Raw genomic sequence first — 14,655 nt, forward strand, 5'->3', positions numbered from 1 at the left:
GACATCATGCCTGCATTAGATTTAATTCGACCTTCAGTGACTGCCATGCGCGTGATTGCCTCCGTGAATGACGGCTTTGCGCGGGAACTTAAATTACCGCCACATATACGTAGTCTCGGACTCATCACGGCAGATTCTGATGATGTGACCTATATTGCCGCTGACGAAGCGACAAAACAGGCGATGGTGGAAGTGGTCTATGGCCGCTCCCTCTATGCCGGGGCGGCTCACGGGCCGTCGCCTACCGCTGGTGAGGTGTTGATTATGCTGGGCGGACCGAACCCGGCGGAAGTGCGCGCCGGTCTGGATGCAATGGTCGCCAGCATTGAAAACGGCGCGGCGTTCCAGTGGGCGAACGATGCGGAAAATACCGCGTTCCTGGCGCATGTGGTTTCGCGTACCGGCTCGTACCTCTCGTCTACCGCAGGTATTGCGCTGGGCGATCCAATGGCCTATCTGGTGGCGCCGCCGCTGGAAGCGACATTCGGCATTGACGCGGCGATGAAATCCGCTGACGTTCAGCTGGTGACTTACGTGCCGCCGCCGTCGGAAACCAACTATTCGGCCGCGTTCTTAACGGGAAGCCAGGCCGCGTGTAAAGCCGCCTGCAACGCCTTTACCGACGCCGTGCTGGATATCGCCCGTAACCCTGTCCAGCGTGCGTAACGGAGGCTGCCAATGATCAATGCCCTGGGATTACTGGAAGTGGACGGAATGGTCGCCGCCGTCGATGCGGCGGATGCCATGCTGAAAGCGGCCAACGTGCGTTTGCTCAGTCATCAAGTGCTCGACCCTGGCAGGCTAACGCTGGTGGTGGAGGGCGATCTGGCGGCGTGTCGTGCGGCGCTGGATGCCGGAAGCGCCGCCGCGCAGCGCACAGGCCGTGTGATTAGTCGCAAAGAAATTGGTCGTCCGGAAGAGGACACCCAGTGGCTGATTGGCGGGTTTGCGCGTGCGACAACGCCGACTGAGAAAGCGCCCCAGGTACCCGCAACGCCTGAGTTCGCTGAAGCGTTACTGGCGCTGCTGGCATCAGTACGCCAGGGAATGACGGCGGGAGAGGTTGCCGCGCATTTTGGCTGGCCGCTGGAGCAGGCCAGAAACGTGCTGGAACAACTCTTTTCTGACGGAGCGTTGCGTAAACGCAGTAGTCGCTATCGCATCAAAAATTAATCTGTCGGAGGGCCGGGCGTCCTGGCGGGCGTCCGGCATAGAAGATCATGAAAAAGACCCGTACAGCGAATTTGCACCATCTTTATCATGAAGCGTTACCCGAAGACGTTAAACTTACGCCCAGAGTCGAGGTGGACAATGTTCATCAGCGACGGACGACGGATGTCTATGAACATGCTCTGACTATCACCGCCTGGCAGCAGATCTACGATCAGTTACACCCGGGTAAATTTCATGGCGAGTTCACGGAAATCCTGCTTGATGAGATTCAGGTGTTCCGTGAATACACCGGCCTGGCGCTGCGTCAGTCGTGTCTGGTTTGGCCAAACTCTTTCTGGTTTGGTATTCCGGCGACGCGCGGCGAACAGGGATTTATCGGCGCGCAGGGGCTCGGCAGCGCCGAGATTGCCACCCGACCGGGAGGCACCGAGTTTGAACTGAGCACGCCGGATGATTACACCATTCTGGGTGTCGTTATCTCGGAAGATGTTATTTCCCGTCAGGCCACTTTTTTGCATAACTCGGAAAGGGTGCTGCATATGCTGCGTAACCAGTTAGCGCTGGAGGTAAAAGAGCAGCATAAAGCGGCGCTGTGGGGCTTTGTGCAGCAGGCGCTGGCCACCTTCAGCGAGAGTCCTGAAACCCTGCATCAACCTGCGGTGCGTAAGGTCTTGAGTGATAATTTGTTGCTGGCGATGGGCACGATGCTGGAAGAGGCGAAGCCGATTCATAGCGCCGAAAGCATCAGCCATCAGGGATATCGTAGGCTACTGTCGCGGGCGCGGGAATATGTGCTGGAAAATATGTCGGAGCCGCTGACGGTGCTCGACTTATGTAACCAGCTACACGTAAGCCGTCGCACGCTGCAAAATGCGTTTCACGTCATTTTGGGCATTGGCCCCAATGCGTGGCTGAAACGTATTCGCTTAAACGCAGTACGCCGGGAACTGATTAGCCCGTGGTCGCAGAGCGCCACGGTCAAAGATGCCGCGATGCAGTGGGGATTCTGGCATCTGGGGCAATTTGCCACCGATTATCAGCAATTATTTGCCGAAAAACCGTCGTTGACGTTGCATCAACGGATGCGGCAATGGGCTTGATATTGATGGGGAGGCTCTCCGGTTGCTGATAACGTGCGCGTGTCGGAAATTGCCCGGTGGCGGCTGGCGCCTTACCGGGCCTACGGATTCGCTGCCGTCTGTGGTTGGTAGCCCGGACAAGGCGCGCCAGCGCCGCCTCCGGGGAAGCGCGCGCAATTTTGTCTCCGCAGATAAACCCGTAAAGCATACCATCGGCATATTTCTCAATATCTTCATAACTTATTTGTGCGAGGAACATCATCGTTTGCGCGCACGTTGGGCACGTTGGATATTCCGCATCCTGAACCCAGGCCGGGTGGCCACCGAGCTGTGAGAAGGTCGTGGGTAAATTAGGAACGGCCGTGGCGAAAACGGTGTTATATGCCGTACAACGCTACCAGGTCAGAATGCGAATTACCGAGTTCTTTATCTACAATGAACTCGTTTATTTCTACGAGCCTGCTTTTACTCAACGGCCAACCGGATAGGCGATAAACAAACCGGCTATCGTCAAAATACATGCCAGTAGGCATAGCAAGATGCAGTTAACGCTTTTACGCGGAATATGAATAATAAAGCAGAGTAATGCTATCAGGGCCATGACCACAGGGATGGTCACCATATTGATAACCAGAAGCACGATCAGACCGAAGCTCACCCCTCCGCTATGAGGGATGAATATTCTTTCTTCAAAATATATTTCTAGTGTAATGGCAAGCAGGCAGCCAATAAAACTTATACCCAGATGGGGATGCCATTTGGCGTCACTGGTTACTACTTTCCGTGTATTTGTTTGCATTGTTTTACTTTATAAATAAGTTAAATCCAGTCGCGTACCTGAATAAACTCGCTCAGCGCCGCTTCCGGGCTACCCGCTTCTGGCTGCCAGTCGTACTCCCAGCGCACCAGCGGCGGCATCGACATCAGGATAGATTCAGTGCGCCCGCCGGTTTGCAGACCAAACAGGGTGCCTCTGTCCCACACCAGATTGAACTCCACGTAGCGCCCGCGGCGATAAAGTTGAAAATTACGCTCCCGCTCGCCCCAGACCATCGCTTTGCGTCGTTCGACAATCGGTAAATACGCCCGGGTGTAGCCGTTGCCGACCGCCTGCATAAAGTCGAAGCAGTGGTCGAAATCCGGCGTATTCAAATCGTCAAAAAACAGGCCGCCGATACCGCGCTGCTCGTTGCGGTGTTTGAGAAAAAAGTAGTCGTCGCACCACTTTTTATAACGCGGATACACATCGTCACCAAACGGCTGGCACAGGTCGCGGGCGGTGCGGTGCCAGTGAACGGCATCCTCTTCAAAGCCGTAGTAGGGCGTTAAATCGAACCCGCCGCCAAACCACCATACCGGATCGGAGCCCGGTTTTTCGGCAATAAAAAAGCGCACGTTAGCATGGCTGGTGGGAATATACGGATTGTGCGGATGCACCACCAGCGATACGCCCATCGCTTCAAAGCTACGCCCGGCGAGTTCTGGCCGATGCGCGGTGGCGGACGCGGGCATTGCATCGCCGTGAACGTGAGAGAAATTAACGCCCGCCTGTTCGAAAATCCCGCCGTTGCGTAATACCCGGCTGCGTCCGCCGCCGCCCGCTTCGCGTCGCCAGCTATCTTCGACAAAGTTTGCGCCATCCACAGCGGATAACTTTTGGCAAATATCATCCTGCAGGCGTAGCAGAAACTGTTTTACGTGATGTGCATCGGGTTTCATGATTACCGTTTCTTCGTGTGTGCTTTCTGATTATCAAACCAGTGAAAATAACTGATGATGCCGTTGGCGATCGCCGTAGCGATTTTCTGGCGAAACGCCGTCGTGCCCAGCAGGCGTTCTTCTTCCGGATTGGTAATAAACGAGGTTTCGACCAATACCGACGGAATTGACGGTGATTTTAGCACCACGAAAGCCGCTTGTTCGGTAGTGCGGCTGTGTAATTTATGTATAGGTTTGATTTTCTTGAGAATATGCGAACCCAGCGTCAGACTGTTTTTAATCGTATCGGTTTGCACCAGATCAAACAAAACTTGTTGTAATAGATGATCTCGGTCAGTGGCTTTTTTACCCGCCACTTCGTCCGCGCGGTTTTCACGCTCGGAGAGATACTTCGCCATGGCGCTACTGGCCCCGCGGTTGGAAAGCGCAAAAACGGAAGCGCCTGCCGCTTTCGGGTTGGTAAAACCATCGGCATGAATAGACATAAACAGATCCGCGCCGTGCTTATGGGCGATTTCCACCCGATCGTACAGCGGAATAAAGGTATCCCCTGTCCGGGTTAAACGCGCATCGATTCCGTGATTTCGCAAAATAGCGCGCACGTTTTTGGCAATTGCCAGTACGACGTGTTTTTCCTGAGAACCGTTGCGGCCAATCGCGCCGGTATCGATGCCGCCGTGTCCGGGGTCGAGCATCACCAGCCGTTTACTGCCGGTTTTTTTGGTTTTGGGTTTGCTGTGACCATTACTGGTTTTTAGCGTTTCTTCTTTGGCTATTGCGTGCGACATACCTGACAGCGTCAGGGCCGCCAGACCTGTTTTGAGTACCTGGCGGCGCGATGTGAGAGTTTTTAGGAGTTTAAAAGTGCTCATACGGCCTGAGTTGTGAAAATTAAGTTCAAGATGTTATATCGTATCGCGTAATCCGTTACGACGGTTGGTGATGAGAATTGTTTTACTTTTCATTTCAATACGTGACACATCGCCATTATGCCATTTTTTCCGCTACATCGCGTCAGATATTGGCTGAATCAGATGTTTGCGCCATAATCTTGGTTTTTCCACCCGAAAAGGCAACGAATACCATGGAAATACGCGTTTTTCGCCAGGAAGATTTCGAAGAGGTGATTACCCTCTGGGAGCGTTGCGACCTGCTGCGTCCATGGAACGATCCTGAAATGGATATTGAACGCAAGGTGAATCACGATGTCAGCTTGTTCCTCGTTGCGGAAGTTAGCGGCGAAGTCGTCGGTACGGTAATGGGCGGTTATGACGGGCATCGCGGCTCGGCGTATTACCTAGGCGTTCACCCGGAGTTCCGCGGGCGCGGCATTGCGAATGCGTTGCTTAACCGGCTGGAAAAAAAACTCATCGCTCGCGGGTGTCCGAAAATCCAAATTATGGTGCGCGATGATAACGACGTTGTGCTGGGCATGTATGAACGTCTGGGGTATGAGCATTCTGACGCCCTAAGTTTGGGTAAACGCCTGATTGAAGATGAAGAGTACTGAGTTTCATCCAGCCGATTATGATGTACACGGACGTTTACGCCTGCCGTTTCTGTTCTGGTGCGTACTGCTACTTCAGGCGCGCGCCTGGGTACTCTTTGTCATTGCCGGTTCATCCCGTGGACAGGGTAATACTTTGTTAAACTTTTTTTATCCCGACCATGACAATTTTTGGCTGGGGCTGTTGCCCGGCGTTCCGGCGGTAGTGGCGTTTTTGCTCAGCGGGCGGCGTGAAGCGTTTCCTGGTGTGTGGCGCTGGCTGCGCGGACTCCTGATTCTTGCTCAACTGGTGTCGTTGTGCTGGCTGCCGGTGATGTGGCTGGGTGGCGACCCGGTCAACGGCGTCGGGCTGGCGCTGCTGCTGGCGGACATCGTCGCGCTGATCTGGCTGTTAACCAATCAACGTTTGCGTGCCTGTTTTTCCCTTGAGAAAGAATAACGGCACTTTTTGGCGAACCCGTACTCCAACCAACGTTAATTAATAAAAGAAAGGAAGTGAGATGAAATCGCTGCGTTTGACTTTACTCGCACTGCCGCTGGCGCTGACTGGTTGTTCGACGCTCTCCTCGGTCAACTGGTCTGCCGCAAATCCATGGAACTGGTTTGGTTCCTCGACAGAAGTCACTGAGCAAGGCGTGGGAGCGCTGACCGCCGCCACGCCGCTGGAAGAGCCGGCTATTGCAGAGGCATTAGATGGCGATTATCGCCTGCGTAGCGGTATGAAAACCGATAACGGCAACGTGGTGCGCTTTTTCGAAGCGATGAAGGGCGACAATGTCGCGATGGTGATCAACGGCGAGCAGGGAACCGTGAGCCGTATTGATGTGCTGGACAGCGATATCCCAACCGCCGCGGGGGGCAAAATCGGTACGCCGTTTAGCGACCTTTACAGCAAAGCGTTTGGTCACTGCGAGCCGGTTTCCAGCGATAGCCATACCAGCGTCGAATGTAAAGCCGAGGGAAGTCAGCATATTAGCTATGTTTTCTCCGGCGAGTGGAGCGGACCGGAAGGCTTAATGCCTCCTGATGACGTCTTAAAAAACTGGGACGTGCGCAAAATTATCTGGCGTCGTTAATTTGCGCCTGAACAAACCGCTTCGCTTAAAAACAAGGTAAAATAGCCTCCATTAATGCCACGACTGCGTGGCATTCTCATTTTCAGGAGGAATCATGTCTCAGGTTCAAAGTGGCATTTTGCCGGAACATTGCCGTGCGGCAATTTGGATTGAAGCCAATGTAAAAGGCGACCTGGACGCCCTGCGCGCGGCCAGCAGAACATTTGCCGATAAACTGGCGACCTTCGAAGTCAAATTTCCGGACGCCCATCTTGGGGCCGTTGTGGCGTTTGGCAACAATACCTGGCGTGCCCTGAGTGGCGGCGTCGGGGCGGAAGAACTGAAAGATTTTATTCCTTATGGTAAAGGGCTGGCGCCGGCCACGCAGTATGACGTGCTGATCCATATCCTTTCCCTGCGCCACGATGTGAATTTTTCTGTTGCCCAGGCGGCGATGGAAGCCTTCGGCGACTGTATCGACGTGAAAGAAGAAGTTCACGGCTTCCGTTGGGTGGAAGAACGCGATCTGAGCGGCTTTGTCGACGGGACAGAGAACCCGGCGGGCGAAGAGACGCGTCGTGAAGTGGCGGTGATCAAAGATGGCGTGGATGCCGGCGGCAGTTATGTGTTCGTGCAGCGTTGGGAACACAATCTCAAGCAACTTAACCGGATGAGTATTCACGATCAGGAGATGATGATCGGGCGTACCAAAGAAGCCAATGAAGAGATTGACGGCGATGCGCGTCCGGCAACGTCTCACCTGAGCCGCGTCGATCTCAAAGAAGATGGCAAAGGGCTGAAGATTGTGCGCCAGAGCCTGCCATACGGCACCGCCAGCGGTACTCATGGTCTCTATTTCTGCGCTTACTGCGCACGTCTGCACAATATCGAACAGCAGCTTCTGAGTATGTTCGGCGATACCGACGGTAAACGCGACGCGATGCTGCGCTTCACCAAACCGGTGACTGGCGGCTACTATTTTGCGCCGTCGCTGGATCGCCTGTTAGCGCTATAAGGTAAAACCCTGTCGGATGGCAGCGCAAACGCTTTATTCGACCTACGATTGGTAGGCCTGATAAGCGCAGCGCCATCAGGCAGAACAGCATGAAACAGCATGAAAATGCCCATCCCCGCCTCCGCGGGGATTTTTTTACCTAATATTTACCTGAATTAGTGAGCTATTCCTCAGCACTTATTTGTTATTACTGTATTTTCAGTGTTAATGGAGTGTAAGACTCCATATTCAAAAGGAGACATTGAAAATGGGTAAACTCACGGGCAAGACAGCATTGATTACGGGCGCATCGCAGGGCATTGGCGAAGGGATCGCTCGCGTATTCGCACGCCACGGCGCGAACTTAATCTTGCTGGATATCTCCGATGAGATTGAAAAGCTGGCGGATGAGTTGGGCGGGCGCGGACATCGCTGTACTGCCGTTAAGGCTGACGTCAGAGATTTTGCTTCGGTGCAGGCGGCGGTTGCGCGCGCCAAAGAGACTGAAGGTAGAATTGATATTTTGGTGAATAACGCTGGCGTGTGCCGTCTGGGCAACTTCCTCGATATGAGTGAAGAAGATCGCGATTTCCACATTGATATTAATATTAAAGGTGTCTGGAACGTCACCAAAGCCGTCCTGCCGGAGATGATTAAACGTAAAGATGGCCGCATTGTGATGATGTCTTCCGTCACGGGAGATATGGTGGCGGACCCGGGTGAAACGGCCTATGCGCTGTCAAAAGCCGCCATTGTCGGTTTAACCAAATCGCTGGCGGTAGAGTATGCGCAGTCCGGTATTCGCGTGAATGCCATTTGCCCCGGTTATGTAAGAACGCCGATGGCGGAAAGCATTGCCCGTCAGTCTAATCCTGACGATCCGGAGTCGGTATTAACGGAAATGGCAAAAGCCATTCCGCTACGCCGCCTTGCCGATCCGCTGGAAGTAGGGGAACTGGCGGCATTTCTGGCTTCCGATGAGTCCAGCTATCTTACCGGAACGCAAAACGTCATTGATGGCGGCAGTACCCTGCCTGAAAGCGTAAGCGTAGGCGTCTGATTGATGCCGGTCTCCTCCCCGCGCCGCGTGGGGAGGGATTCTCTTATTCCCTTTTCAACTTTCAAATCAACAAACGGTATATAAAACCGTTACTCCTTTAGCGCTGGTTATAAATATGATGACCATAAGAAAGTCATTAAATTTATAAGGGTGCGCAATGGCCGTTAACTTCCTGAAAAAAAATGCTCTGACGCTGGCGGCGTCTCTGTTACTGGTCGGTCAGGTACAGGCGACGGAACTGCTGAACAGCTCATACGATGTCTCCCGCGAGCTGTTTGCCGCCCTTAACCCACCGTTTGAGCAACAATGGGCGAAGGATAACGGCGGCGATAAGCTGACGATTAAGCAGTCTCATGCCGGGTCATCAAAACAGGCGCTGGCGATTTTGCAGGGACTGAAGGCAGACGTCGTGACCTACAATCAGGTGACCGATGTACAGATTCTCCATGATAAAGGCAAACTGATCCCTGCCGACTGGCAAAGCCGTCTGCCGAACAACAGTTCGCCATTCTATTCCACGATGGGCTTCCTGGTGCGCAAGGGGAACCCGAAAAATATTCACGACTGGAGCGATCTTGTACGTTCCGACGTGAAGCTGATTCTCCCTAACCCGAAAACCTCCGGCAACGCCCGTTACACGTATCTGGCGGCATGGGGAGCGGCGGATAACGCGGACGGCGGCGATAAAGCCAAAACCGAACAGTTTATGACCCAGTTCCTGAAAAACGTCGAAGTGTTTGATACCGGCGGTCGCGGCGCTACGACTACCTTTGCCGAGCGTGGTCTGGGCGATGTGCTGATTAGTTTTGAATCGGAAGTGAACAACATCCGCAAACAATATGAAGCCCAGGGATTTGAAGTGGTGATCCCGAAAACGAACATTCTTGCTGAATTCCCGGTTGCCTGGGTGGATAAAAACGTGAAGGCCAACGGCACAGAAAAAGCCGCCAAAGCTTACCTGAACTGGCTGTATAGCCCGCAGGCGCAGACCATCATCACCCATTACTACTACCGCGTGAATAACCCGGAAATCATGGGCAAGCAAGCAGATAAATTCCCGCAGACCGAACTGTTCCGCGTGGAAGAAAAGTTTGGTTCCTGGCCGGAAGTGATGAAAACGCACTTTGCCAGCGGCGGCGAGCTGGACAAACTGTTGGCGGCGGGGCGTAAGTAATGCTTGCCGTTTCTTCCCGACGCGTGCTGCCCGGCTTTACGTTAAGCCTCGGCACCAGTTTGCTGTTTGTCTGCCTGATCCTGCTGTTGCCGTTGAGCGCACTGGTGATGCAGCTCTCACAGATGAGCTGGGCGCAATACTGGGATGTTGTGACCAACCCACAGGTGGTGGCTGCCTATAAAGTGACGCTGCTGGCGGCATTTGTGGCGTCGATTTTTAATGGCGTGTTTGGCCTGCTGATGGCGTGGATTTTAACCCGCTACCGTTTTCCGGGGCGCACGTTGCTGGATGCGCTGATGGATCTGCCGTTTGCGCTGCCGACAGCGGTAGCGGGGTTAACGCTGGCCTCACTGTTCTCAGTGAACGGTTTCTACGGTCAGTTTTTCGCGCAGTTTGATATCAAAGTGACCTATACCTGGCTCGGTATTGCGGTGGCGATGGCCTTTACCAGCATTCCATTTGTGGTGCGCACCGTCCAGCCGGTACTGGAAGAGCTGGGGCCGGAATATGAAGAAGCGGCACAAACGCTGGGGGCCACCCGGCTGCAAAGTTTTCGCAAAGTCGTGCTGCCTGAGCTGTCGCCTGCGCTGATTGCCGGCGTGGCGCTCTCTTTTACCCGTAGCCTGGGCGAGTTTGGCGCGGTGATTTTTATCGCCGGAAATATCGCCTGGAAAACAGAAGTGACCTCGCTGATGATTTTTGTGCGTTTGCAGGAGTTTGATTACCCCGCCGCCAGCGCCATTGCCTCAGTGATCCTTGCGGCATCACTGCTGCTGCTGTTCTCAATTAACACTCTGCAAAGTCGCTTTGGTCGACGTGTGGTAGGTCATTAATGGCGGAAGTGACTCAATTGAAGCGATACGACGTCCCCCGCATTAACTGGGGAAAATGGTTTTTGATTGGCGTCGGGATGCTGGTTTCGGCGTTTATCCTGCTGGTGCCGATGATTTACATCTTCGTGCAGGCGTTCAGCAAAGGGTTAATGCCGGTACTGCAAAATCTGGCCGATCCGGACATGCTGCACGCCATCTGGCTGACGGTGTTGATTGCCTTGATCGCAGTGCCGGTGAATCTGGTGTTCGGCATTCTGCTGGCGTGGCTGGTGACGCGCTTTAACTTTCCCGGACGTCAGCTACTGCTGACCCTGCTGGATATTCCCTTTGCCGTCTCGCCGGTGGTGGCCGGTCTGGTCTATCTGTTGTTTTATGGCTCCAACGGCCCGTTGGGCGGCTGGCTGGATGAACATAATTTGCAAATGATGTTCTCCTGGCCGGGGATGGTACTGGTTACTATTTTTGTCACCTGTCCGTTTGTGGTGCGCGAACTGGTGCCGGTGATGCTCAGCCAGGGCAGTCAGGAAGATGAGGCGGCGATTTTACTGGGCGCATCCGGCTGGCAAATGTTTCGCCGCGTGACGTTGCCGAATATTCGCTGGGCGCTACTCTACGGCGTGGTATTAACCAACGCCCGCGCGATTGGCGAGTTTGGCGCGGTGTCGGTGGTGTCCGGCTCGATTCGCGGCGAAACGTTATCGCTACCGTTACAGATTGAATTACTGGAGCAGGACTACAACACCGTCGGCTCCTTTACCGCCGCCGCATTGTTGACGCTAATGGCGATTATTACCCTGTTTTTGAAGAGCATGTTGCAATGGCGTCTGGAGAATCAGAAAAAACGCGCGCAACAGGAGGAAAATCATGAGCATTGAGATCGCCAGAATTAAGAAATCGTTTGGTCGTACTCAGGTACTGAATGATATCTCGCTGGATATTCCTTCCGGCCAGATGGTTGCCTTGTTGGGGCCGTCAGGTTCCGGCAAAACGACGCTGCTGCGCATTATTGCCGGGCTGGAACATCAGTCCAGCGGCCATATTCGTTTCCACGGTACGGACGTTAGCCGTCTGCACGCGCGTGAGCGTAAAGTCGGTTTTGTGTTTCAGCACTATGCGCTGTTTCGCCATATGACGGTGTTTGACAACATTGCTTTTGGTCTGACGGTGCTGCCGCGACGCGACCGCCCAACTGCGGCGGCGATTAAAACGAAAGTGACGCAATTGCTGGAGATGGTGCAACTGGCGCACCTCGCGGATCGTTTCCCCGCCCAGCTTTCCGGCGGACAAAAACAGCGCGTGGCGCTGGCGCGCGCGCTTGCCGTGGAACCGCAAATTCTACTGCTGGATGAACCCTTTGGCGCGCTGGATGCCCAGGTACGTAAAGAGTTACGTCGCTGGTTGCGCCAGCTACATGAAGAACTGAAATTCACCAGCGTCTTTGTCACCCACGATCAGGAAGAAGCGACGGAAGTGGCGGATCGGGTAGTGGTGATGAGTCAGGGCAATATCGAACAGGCTGATGCGCCGGATCGGGTGTGGCGTGAACCGGCAACCCGCTTCGTACTGGAGTTTATGGGCGAGGTGAACCGCCTGACAGGCACCGTCCGCGGCGGGCAGTTTCACGTTGGCGCGCATCGCTGGCCGCTGGGTTATACGCCCGCGTACCAGGGGCCGGTCGATCTGTTCCTGCGTCCGTGGGAGGTGGATATTAGCCGCCGCACCAGCCTGGATTCTCCGCTACCAGTACAGGTCATTGAGGCCAGCCCGAAAGGTCACTATACACAGCTAGTGGTGCAGCCGCTGGGGTGGTATCACGATCCGCTGACGGTGGTGATGGCGGGTGACGACGTCCCGCAGCGCGGTGAGCGTTTGTTTGTTGGACTGCAAAAAGCGCGTCTGTATAACGGCGACCAGCGTATTGAAACGCGTGAAGAGGAACTTGCTCTGGCGCAATCGGCCTGATAGGTTAATTTGTATAGTTATCGCCCGGTGGCGCTACGCATACCGGGCTTTTTTACGAGCTGAAAACGTGAATACATTAGAACAAACCATCGGCAATACGCCGCTGGTCAAATTACAACGTCTGGCGCCGGATAACGGCAGTGAAATCTGGGTTAAGCTGGAAGGCAATAATCCGGCAGGATCGGTGAAAGATCGCGCGGCGCTATCGATGATTGTCGAGGCGGAAAAGCGCGGGGAAATTAAACCGGGCGATGTCCTGATTGAAGCGACCAGCGGCAACACGGGCATTGCGCTGGCGATGATCGCCGCGCTGAAAGGTTATCGCATGAAGCTGTTGATGCCGGACAACATGAGCCAGGAGCGTCGGGCGGCAATGCGGGCCTATGGCGCAGAGCTGATTCTGGTCACTAAAGAGCAGGGAATGGAAGGGGCGCGCGATTTAGCGCTCGCTATGTCTGAACGTGGAGAAGGTAAACTGCTCGATCAGTTTAATAACCCCGATAACCCATATGCGCACTACACCACCACCGGCCCGGAAATCTGGCGGCAAACGTCAGGTCGCATCACCCATTTTGTCTCCAGCATGGGCACGACCGGCACCATTACCGGCGTGTCGCGTTTTCTGCGCGAGCAGGAAAAACCGGTCACTATCGTTGGCCTACAGCCGGAAGAGGGCAGCAGTATTCCGGGCATTCGCCGCTGGCCAGCGGAATATATGCCGGGCATTTTCAACGCCAGCCTGGTGGATCAGGTGCTGGATATTCATCAGAATGATGCCGAAAACACCATGCGTGAACTGGCAGTTCGTGAAGGGATTTTCTGCGGCGTCAGCTCTGGCGGCGCGGTAGCGGGTGCGTTACGCGTCGCACGTGCCACGCCCGGCGCGATAGTGGTGGCGATCATCTGCGATCGCGGCGACCGTTACTTGTCTACCGGCGTGTTTGGTGAAGAGCATTTCAGCCAGGGGGCAGGGATTTAAACTAACAGGTTTAGCTGGTTGGGATATACACAGGCAACGGCGCCTTTGACAGGCGGGAATATCTTGCCGATTTTCTATGTGCGCCAGCGCATTACCGCCGTCTTTTATAATAAAAGCTCGTCTGTTGTTCTTATTGTTGTATTTGTTCCTGGCAAAGCGTCATGTAATGCTTGCTGCTTTCTACCAGCCTGGCTGAACCAGGCCGGTAAAGTGACGGCGCTTTAAACATATAAATCAGTTGTACTTGTTGCTGGCAGGTCATCTCTGTCACTGGTACGTGAAATAACGTTAACGCTGCATTTTTCGTACCGTAAACCGCGTTACCCTGCGAATCCCGGCCATAATACGCTTGCGCCAGCATCATGGCATACAGCTCGTCGTCGCGGTACAGGCTGTCCAACCAGAACACCCAGATCGCGGTCCTGAAATGCCCATCCACGCCAGCTTGGGTATAGAGTAATCTGGCAGTATAAGATTTGGGATGTATTTTGGCTGCAGCGCGGCGCAAAAAACGCGTCTGCGGCGATTCGGACAACCAGAAAGAGGCGCTCTGTAATGCGGTCTGGGCTATGGGACGAATTTCCAGATAATAGTAAACGATTAACCCTACAGCAAACGCTAACAGAAGCGCGATAACGCCTTTAAAAAACCACAGTAACACGCCTGGCATTATGATTTTTTCTTACTCAACATTCTTATCCGTTTCCGCAATAAGCGCATGTAAATAAGGCTGCGCGTTTTCATCGCTTTTACTGGGAATTTTAACGATATAGGGTTTTCCGGTGATGGACGACGACGACGCGAATTTATCGATAAACTGTTCGGCGGTGTCGATACGATTGCGCGTGTTACCCAGTTTTAAGCGCAGGTGCGATACGGCTTCCTCGCAGTTATGCGCATCACCGTTACGAACGAATGTCAGATCCTTTTTCTGCGCCAGCGCATTAAGCATGGCGTTAATGCGCGCTTCTTCATGGGCGTTTAGCTTCGCCCAGGCGGGGAGGGTCAGCAGGAGCGCAACGACGGCGCAGACAATTTTCTTCATGGTAAAATCCTTTTTCATGCGATAATCACTGCACCTCAGACCGTTAGCCGGGTAATAAGTTGCACTCCTGGTGGG

At 54.0% G+C, this 14,655-nt stretch carries 18 protein-coding genes and 1 pseudogene; 13 read left to right on the plus strand and 6 right to left on the minus strand.

The genetic code is table 11. The features are described from left to right. Window positions 1-6 precede the first annotated feature (6 nt). Genes eutL through eutR form a run of 3 tightly spaced genes read left to right on the plus strand, consistent with a single transcriptional unit; the run spans window position 7 to window position 2,273 of the window. Complete coding sequence (gene eutL / locus ACLJRU_RS08595; protein WP_001111056.1) at window positions 7-666, plus strand: ethanolamine utilization microcompartment protein EutL; 660 nt, start codon at window positions 7-9, stop codon at window positions 664-666. 12 nt (window positions 667-678) lie between these two features. Next, window positions 679-1,173, plus strand: a complete 495-nt coding sequence (gene eutK, locus ACLJRU_RS08600) for an ethanolamine utilization microcompartment protein EutK (RefSeq protein WP_000606266.1) — start codon at window positions 679-681, stop codon at window positions 1,171-1,173. A gap of 47 nt (window positions 1,174-1,220) precedes the next feature. Next, window positions 1,221-2,273, plus strand: a complete 1,053-nt coding sequence (gene eutR / locus ACLJRU_RS08605; RefSeq protein ID WP_001540575.1) for an HTH-type transcriptional regulator EutR — start codon at window positions 1,221-1,223, stop codon at window positions 2,271-2,273. A gap of 166 nt (window positions 2,274-2,439) precedes the next feature. Here the strand turns inward: eutR and ACLJRU_RS08610 are convergent. From ACLJRU_RS08610 to amiA, 4 genes and pseudogenes are all read right to left on the minus strand, one after another. Then, window positions 2,440-2,643: pseudogene (locus tag ACLJRU_RS08610) on the minus strand (DUF1963 domain-containing protein); the annotation flags it as partial. Window positions 2,644-2,721: 78 nt separating this feature from the next. Further along, complete coding sequence (locus ACLJRU_RS08615; protein ID WP_001194343.1) at window positions 2,722-3,051, minus strand: hypothetical protein; 330 nt, start codon at window positions 3,049-3,051, stop codon at window positions 2,722-2,724. Between the two features lie 20 nt (window positions 3,052-3,071). Continuing rightward, entirely contained in the window at window positions 3,072-3,971 is a 900-nt protein-coding gene (gene hemF / locus ACLJRU_RS08620) for an oxygen-dependent coproporphyrinogen oxidase (protein WP_038394026.1), read from the minus strand. A 2-nt stretch (window positions 3,972-3,973) separates the two neighbouring features. After that, complete coding sequence (gene amiA / locus ACLJRU_RS08625) at window positions 3,974-4,843, minus strand: N-acetylmuramoyl-L-alanine amidase AmiA (protein WP_000102880.1); 870 nt, start codon at window positions 4,841-4,843, stop codon at window positions 3,974-3,976. A 212-nt stretch (window positions 4,844-5,055) separates the two neighbouring features. Between amiA and ACLJRU_RS08630 the strand changes: the two genes are divergently transcribed. From ACLJRU_RS08630 to cysM, 10 genes are all read left to right on the plus strand, one after another. Further along, on the plus strand, window positions 5,056-5,481 hold the full coding sequence (locus ACLJRU_RS08630) for a GNAT family acetyltransferase (protein ID WP_000406008.1): 426 nt from the start codon (window positions 5,056-5,058) through the stop codon (window positions 5,479-5,481). Continuing rightward, on the plus strand, window positions 5,468-5,917 hold the full coding sequence (locus ACLJRU_RS08635) for a DUF2919 domain-containing protein (protein ID WP_000842938.1): 450 nt from the start codon (window positions 5,468-5,470) through the stop codon (window positions 5,915-5,917). The genes ACLJRU_RS08630 and ACLJRU_RS08635 overlap by 14 nt, the downstream gene beginning before the upstream one ends. Before the next feature lie 61 nt (window positions 5,918-5,978). Then, complete coding sequence (locus tag ACLJRU_RS08640) at window positions 5,979-6,554, plus strand: RpoE-regulated lipoprotein (RefSeq protein WP_000838968.1); 576 nt, start codon at window positions 5,979-5,981, stop codon at window positions 6,552-6,554. Window positions 6,555-6,648: 94 nt separating this feature from the next. Then, window positions 6,649-7,548 (plus strand): porphyrinogen peroxidase, encoded by a 900-nt coding sequence (gene yfeX, locus ACLJRU_RS08645; RefSeq protein ID WP_000084583.1) that lies wholly within the window; start codon window positions 6,649-6,651, stop codon window positions 7,546-7,548. 247 nt (window positions 7,549-7,795) lie between these two features. Continuing rightward, window positions 7,796-8,587: an SDR family oxidoreductase UcpA gene (gene ucpA, locus ACLJRU_RS08650; RefSeq protein WP_000517460.1), complete on the plus strand. Its 792-nt coding sequence runs from the start codon at window positions 7,796-7,798 to the stop codon at window positions 8,585-8,587. Between the two features lie 157 nt (window positions 8,588-8,744). Continuing rightward, window positions 8,745-9,761 (plus strand): thiosulfate/sulfate ABC transporter substrate-binding protein CysP, encoded by a 1,017-nt coding sequence (cysP, locus tag ACLJRU_RS08655; RefSeq protein WP_023235120.1) that lies wholly within the window; start codon window positions 8,745-8,747, stop codon window positions 9,759-9,761. Further along, window positions 9,761-10,594 carry a sulfate/thiosulfate ABC transporter permease CysT gene (cysT, locus tag ACLJRU_RS08660; protein WP_000881742.1) on the plus strand — a complete coding sequence of 278 codons (834 nt, stop codon included), beginning with the start codon at window positions 9,761-9,763 and terminating at the stop codon, window positions 10,592-10,594. Before cysP ends, cysT begins: the two co-directional genes overlap by 1 nt. After that, window positions 10,594-11,469, plus strand: a complete 876-nt coding sequence (cysW, locus tag ACLJRU_RS08665; RefSeq protein WP_000852706.1) for a sulfate/thiosulfate ABC transporter permease CysW — start codon at window positions 10,594-10,596, stop codon at window positions 11,467-11,469. Before cysT ends, cysW begins: the two co-directional genes overlap by 1 nt. Next, entirely contained in the window at window positions 11,459-12,556 is a 1,098-nt protein-coding gene (cysA, locus tag ACLJRU_RS08670) for a sulfate/thiosulfate ABC transporter ATP-binding protein CysA (protein ID WP_000021071.1), read from the plus strand. Before cysW ends, cysA begins: the two co-directional genes overlap by 11 nt. A gap of 67 nt (window positions 12,557-12,623) precedes the next feature. Next, window positions 12,624-13,535, plus strand: coding sequence for a cysteine synthase CysM (cysM, locus tag ACLJRU_RS08675; RefSeq protein ID WP_001093876.1), 912 nt, complete (start codon window positions 12,624-12,626; stop codon window positions 13,533-13,535). A 130-nt stretch (window positions 13,536-13,665) separates the two neighbouring features. Here cysM and ACLJRU_RS08680 read toward each other — a convergent pair whose 3' ends face one another. Continuing rightward, window positions 13,666-14,205 (minus strand): transglycosylase domain-containing protein, encoded by a 540-nt coding sequence (locus ACLJRU_RS08680; protein ID WP_001540567.1) that lies wholly within the window; start codon window positions 14,203-14,205, stop codon window positions 13,666-13,668. A 12-nt stretch (window positions 14,206-14,217) separates the two neighbouring features. Then, entirely contained in the window at window positions 14,218-14,598 is a 381-nt protein-coding gene (locus tag ACLJRU_RS08685) for a YfeK family protein (protein WP_023235119.1), read from the minus strand. Between the last annotated feature and the right edge of the window lie 57 nt (window positions 14,599-14,655).

This window comes from Salmonella sp. SAL00653, assembly GCF_046552515.1.
GTDB classification, from domain to species: domain Bacteria; phylum Pseudomonadota; class Gammaproteobacteria; order Enterobacterales; family Enterobacteriaceae; genus Salmonella; species Salmonella enterica.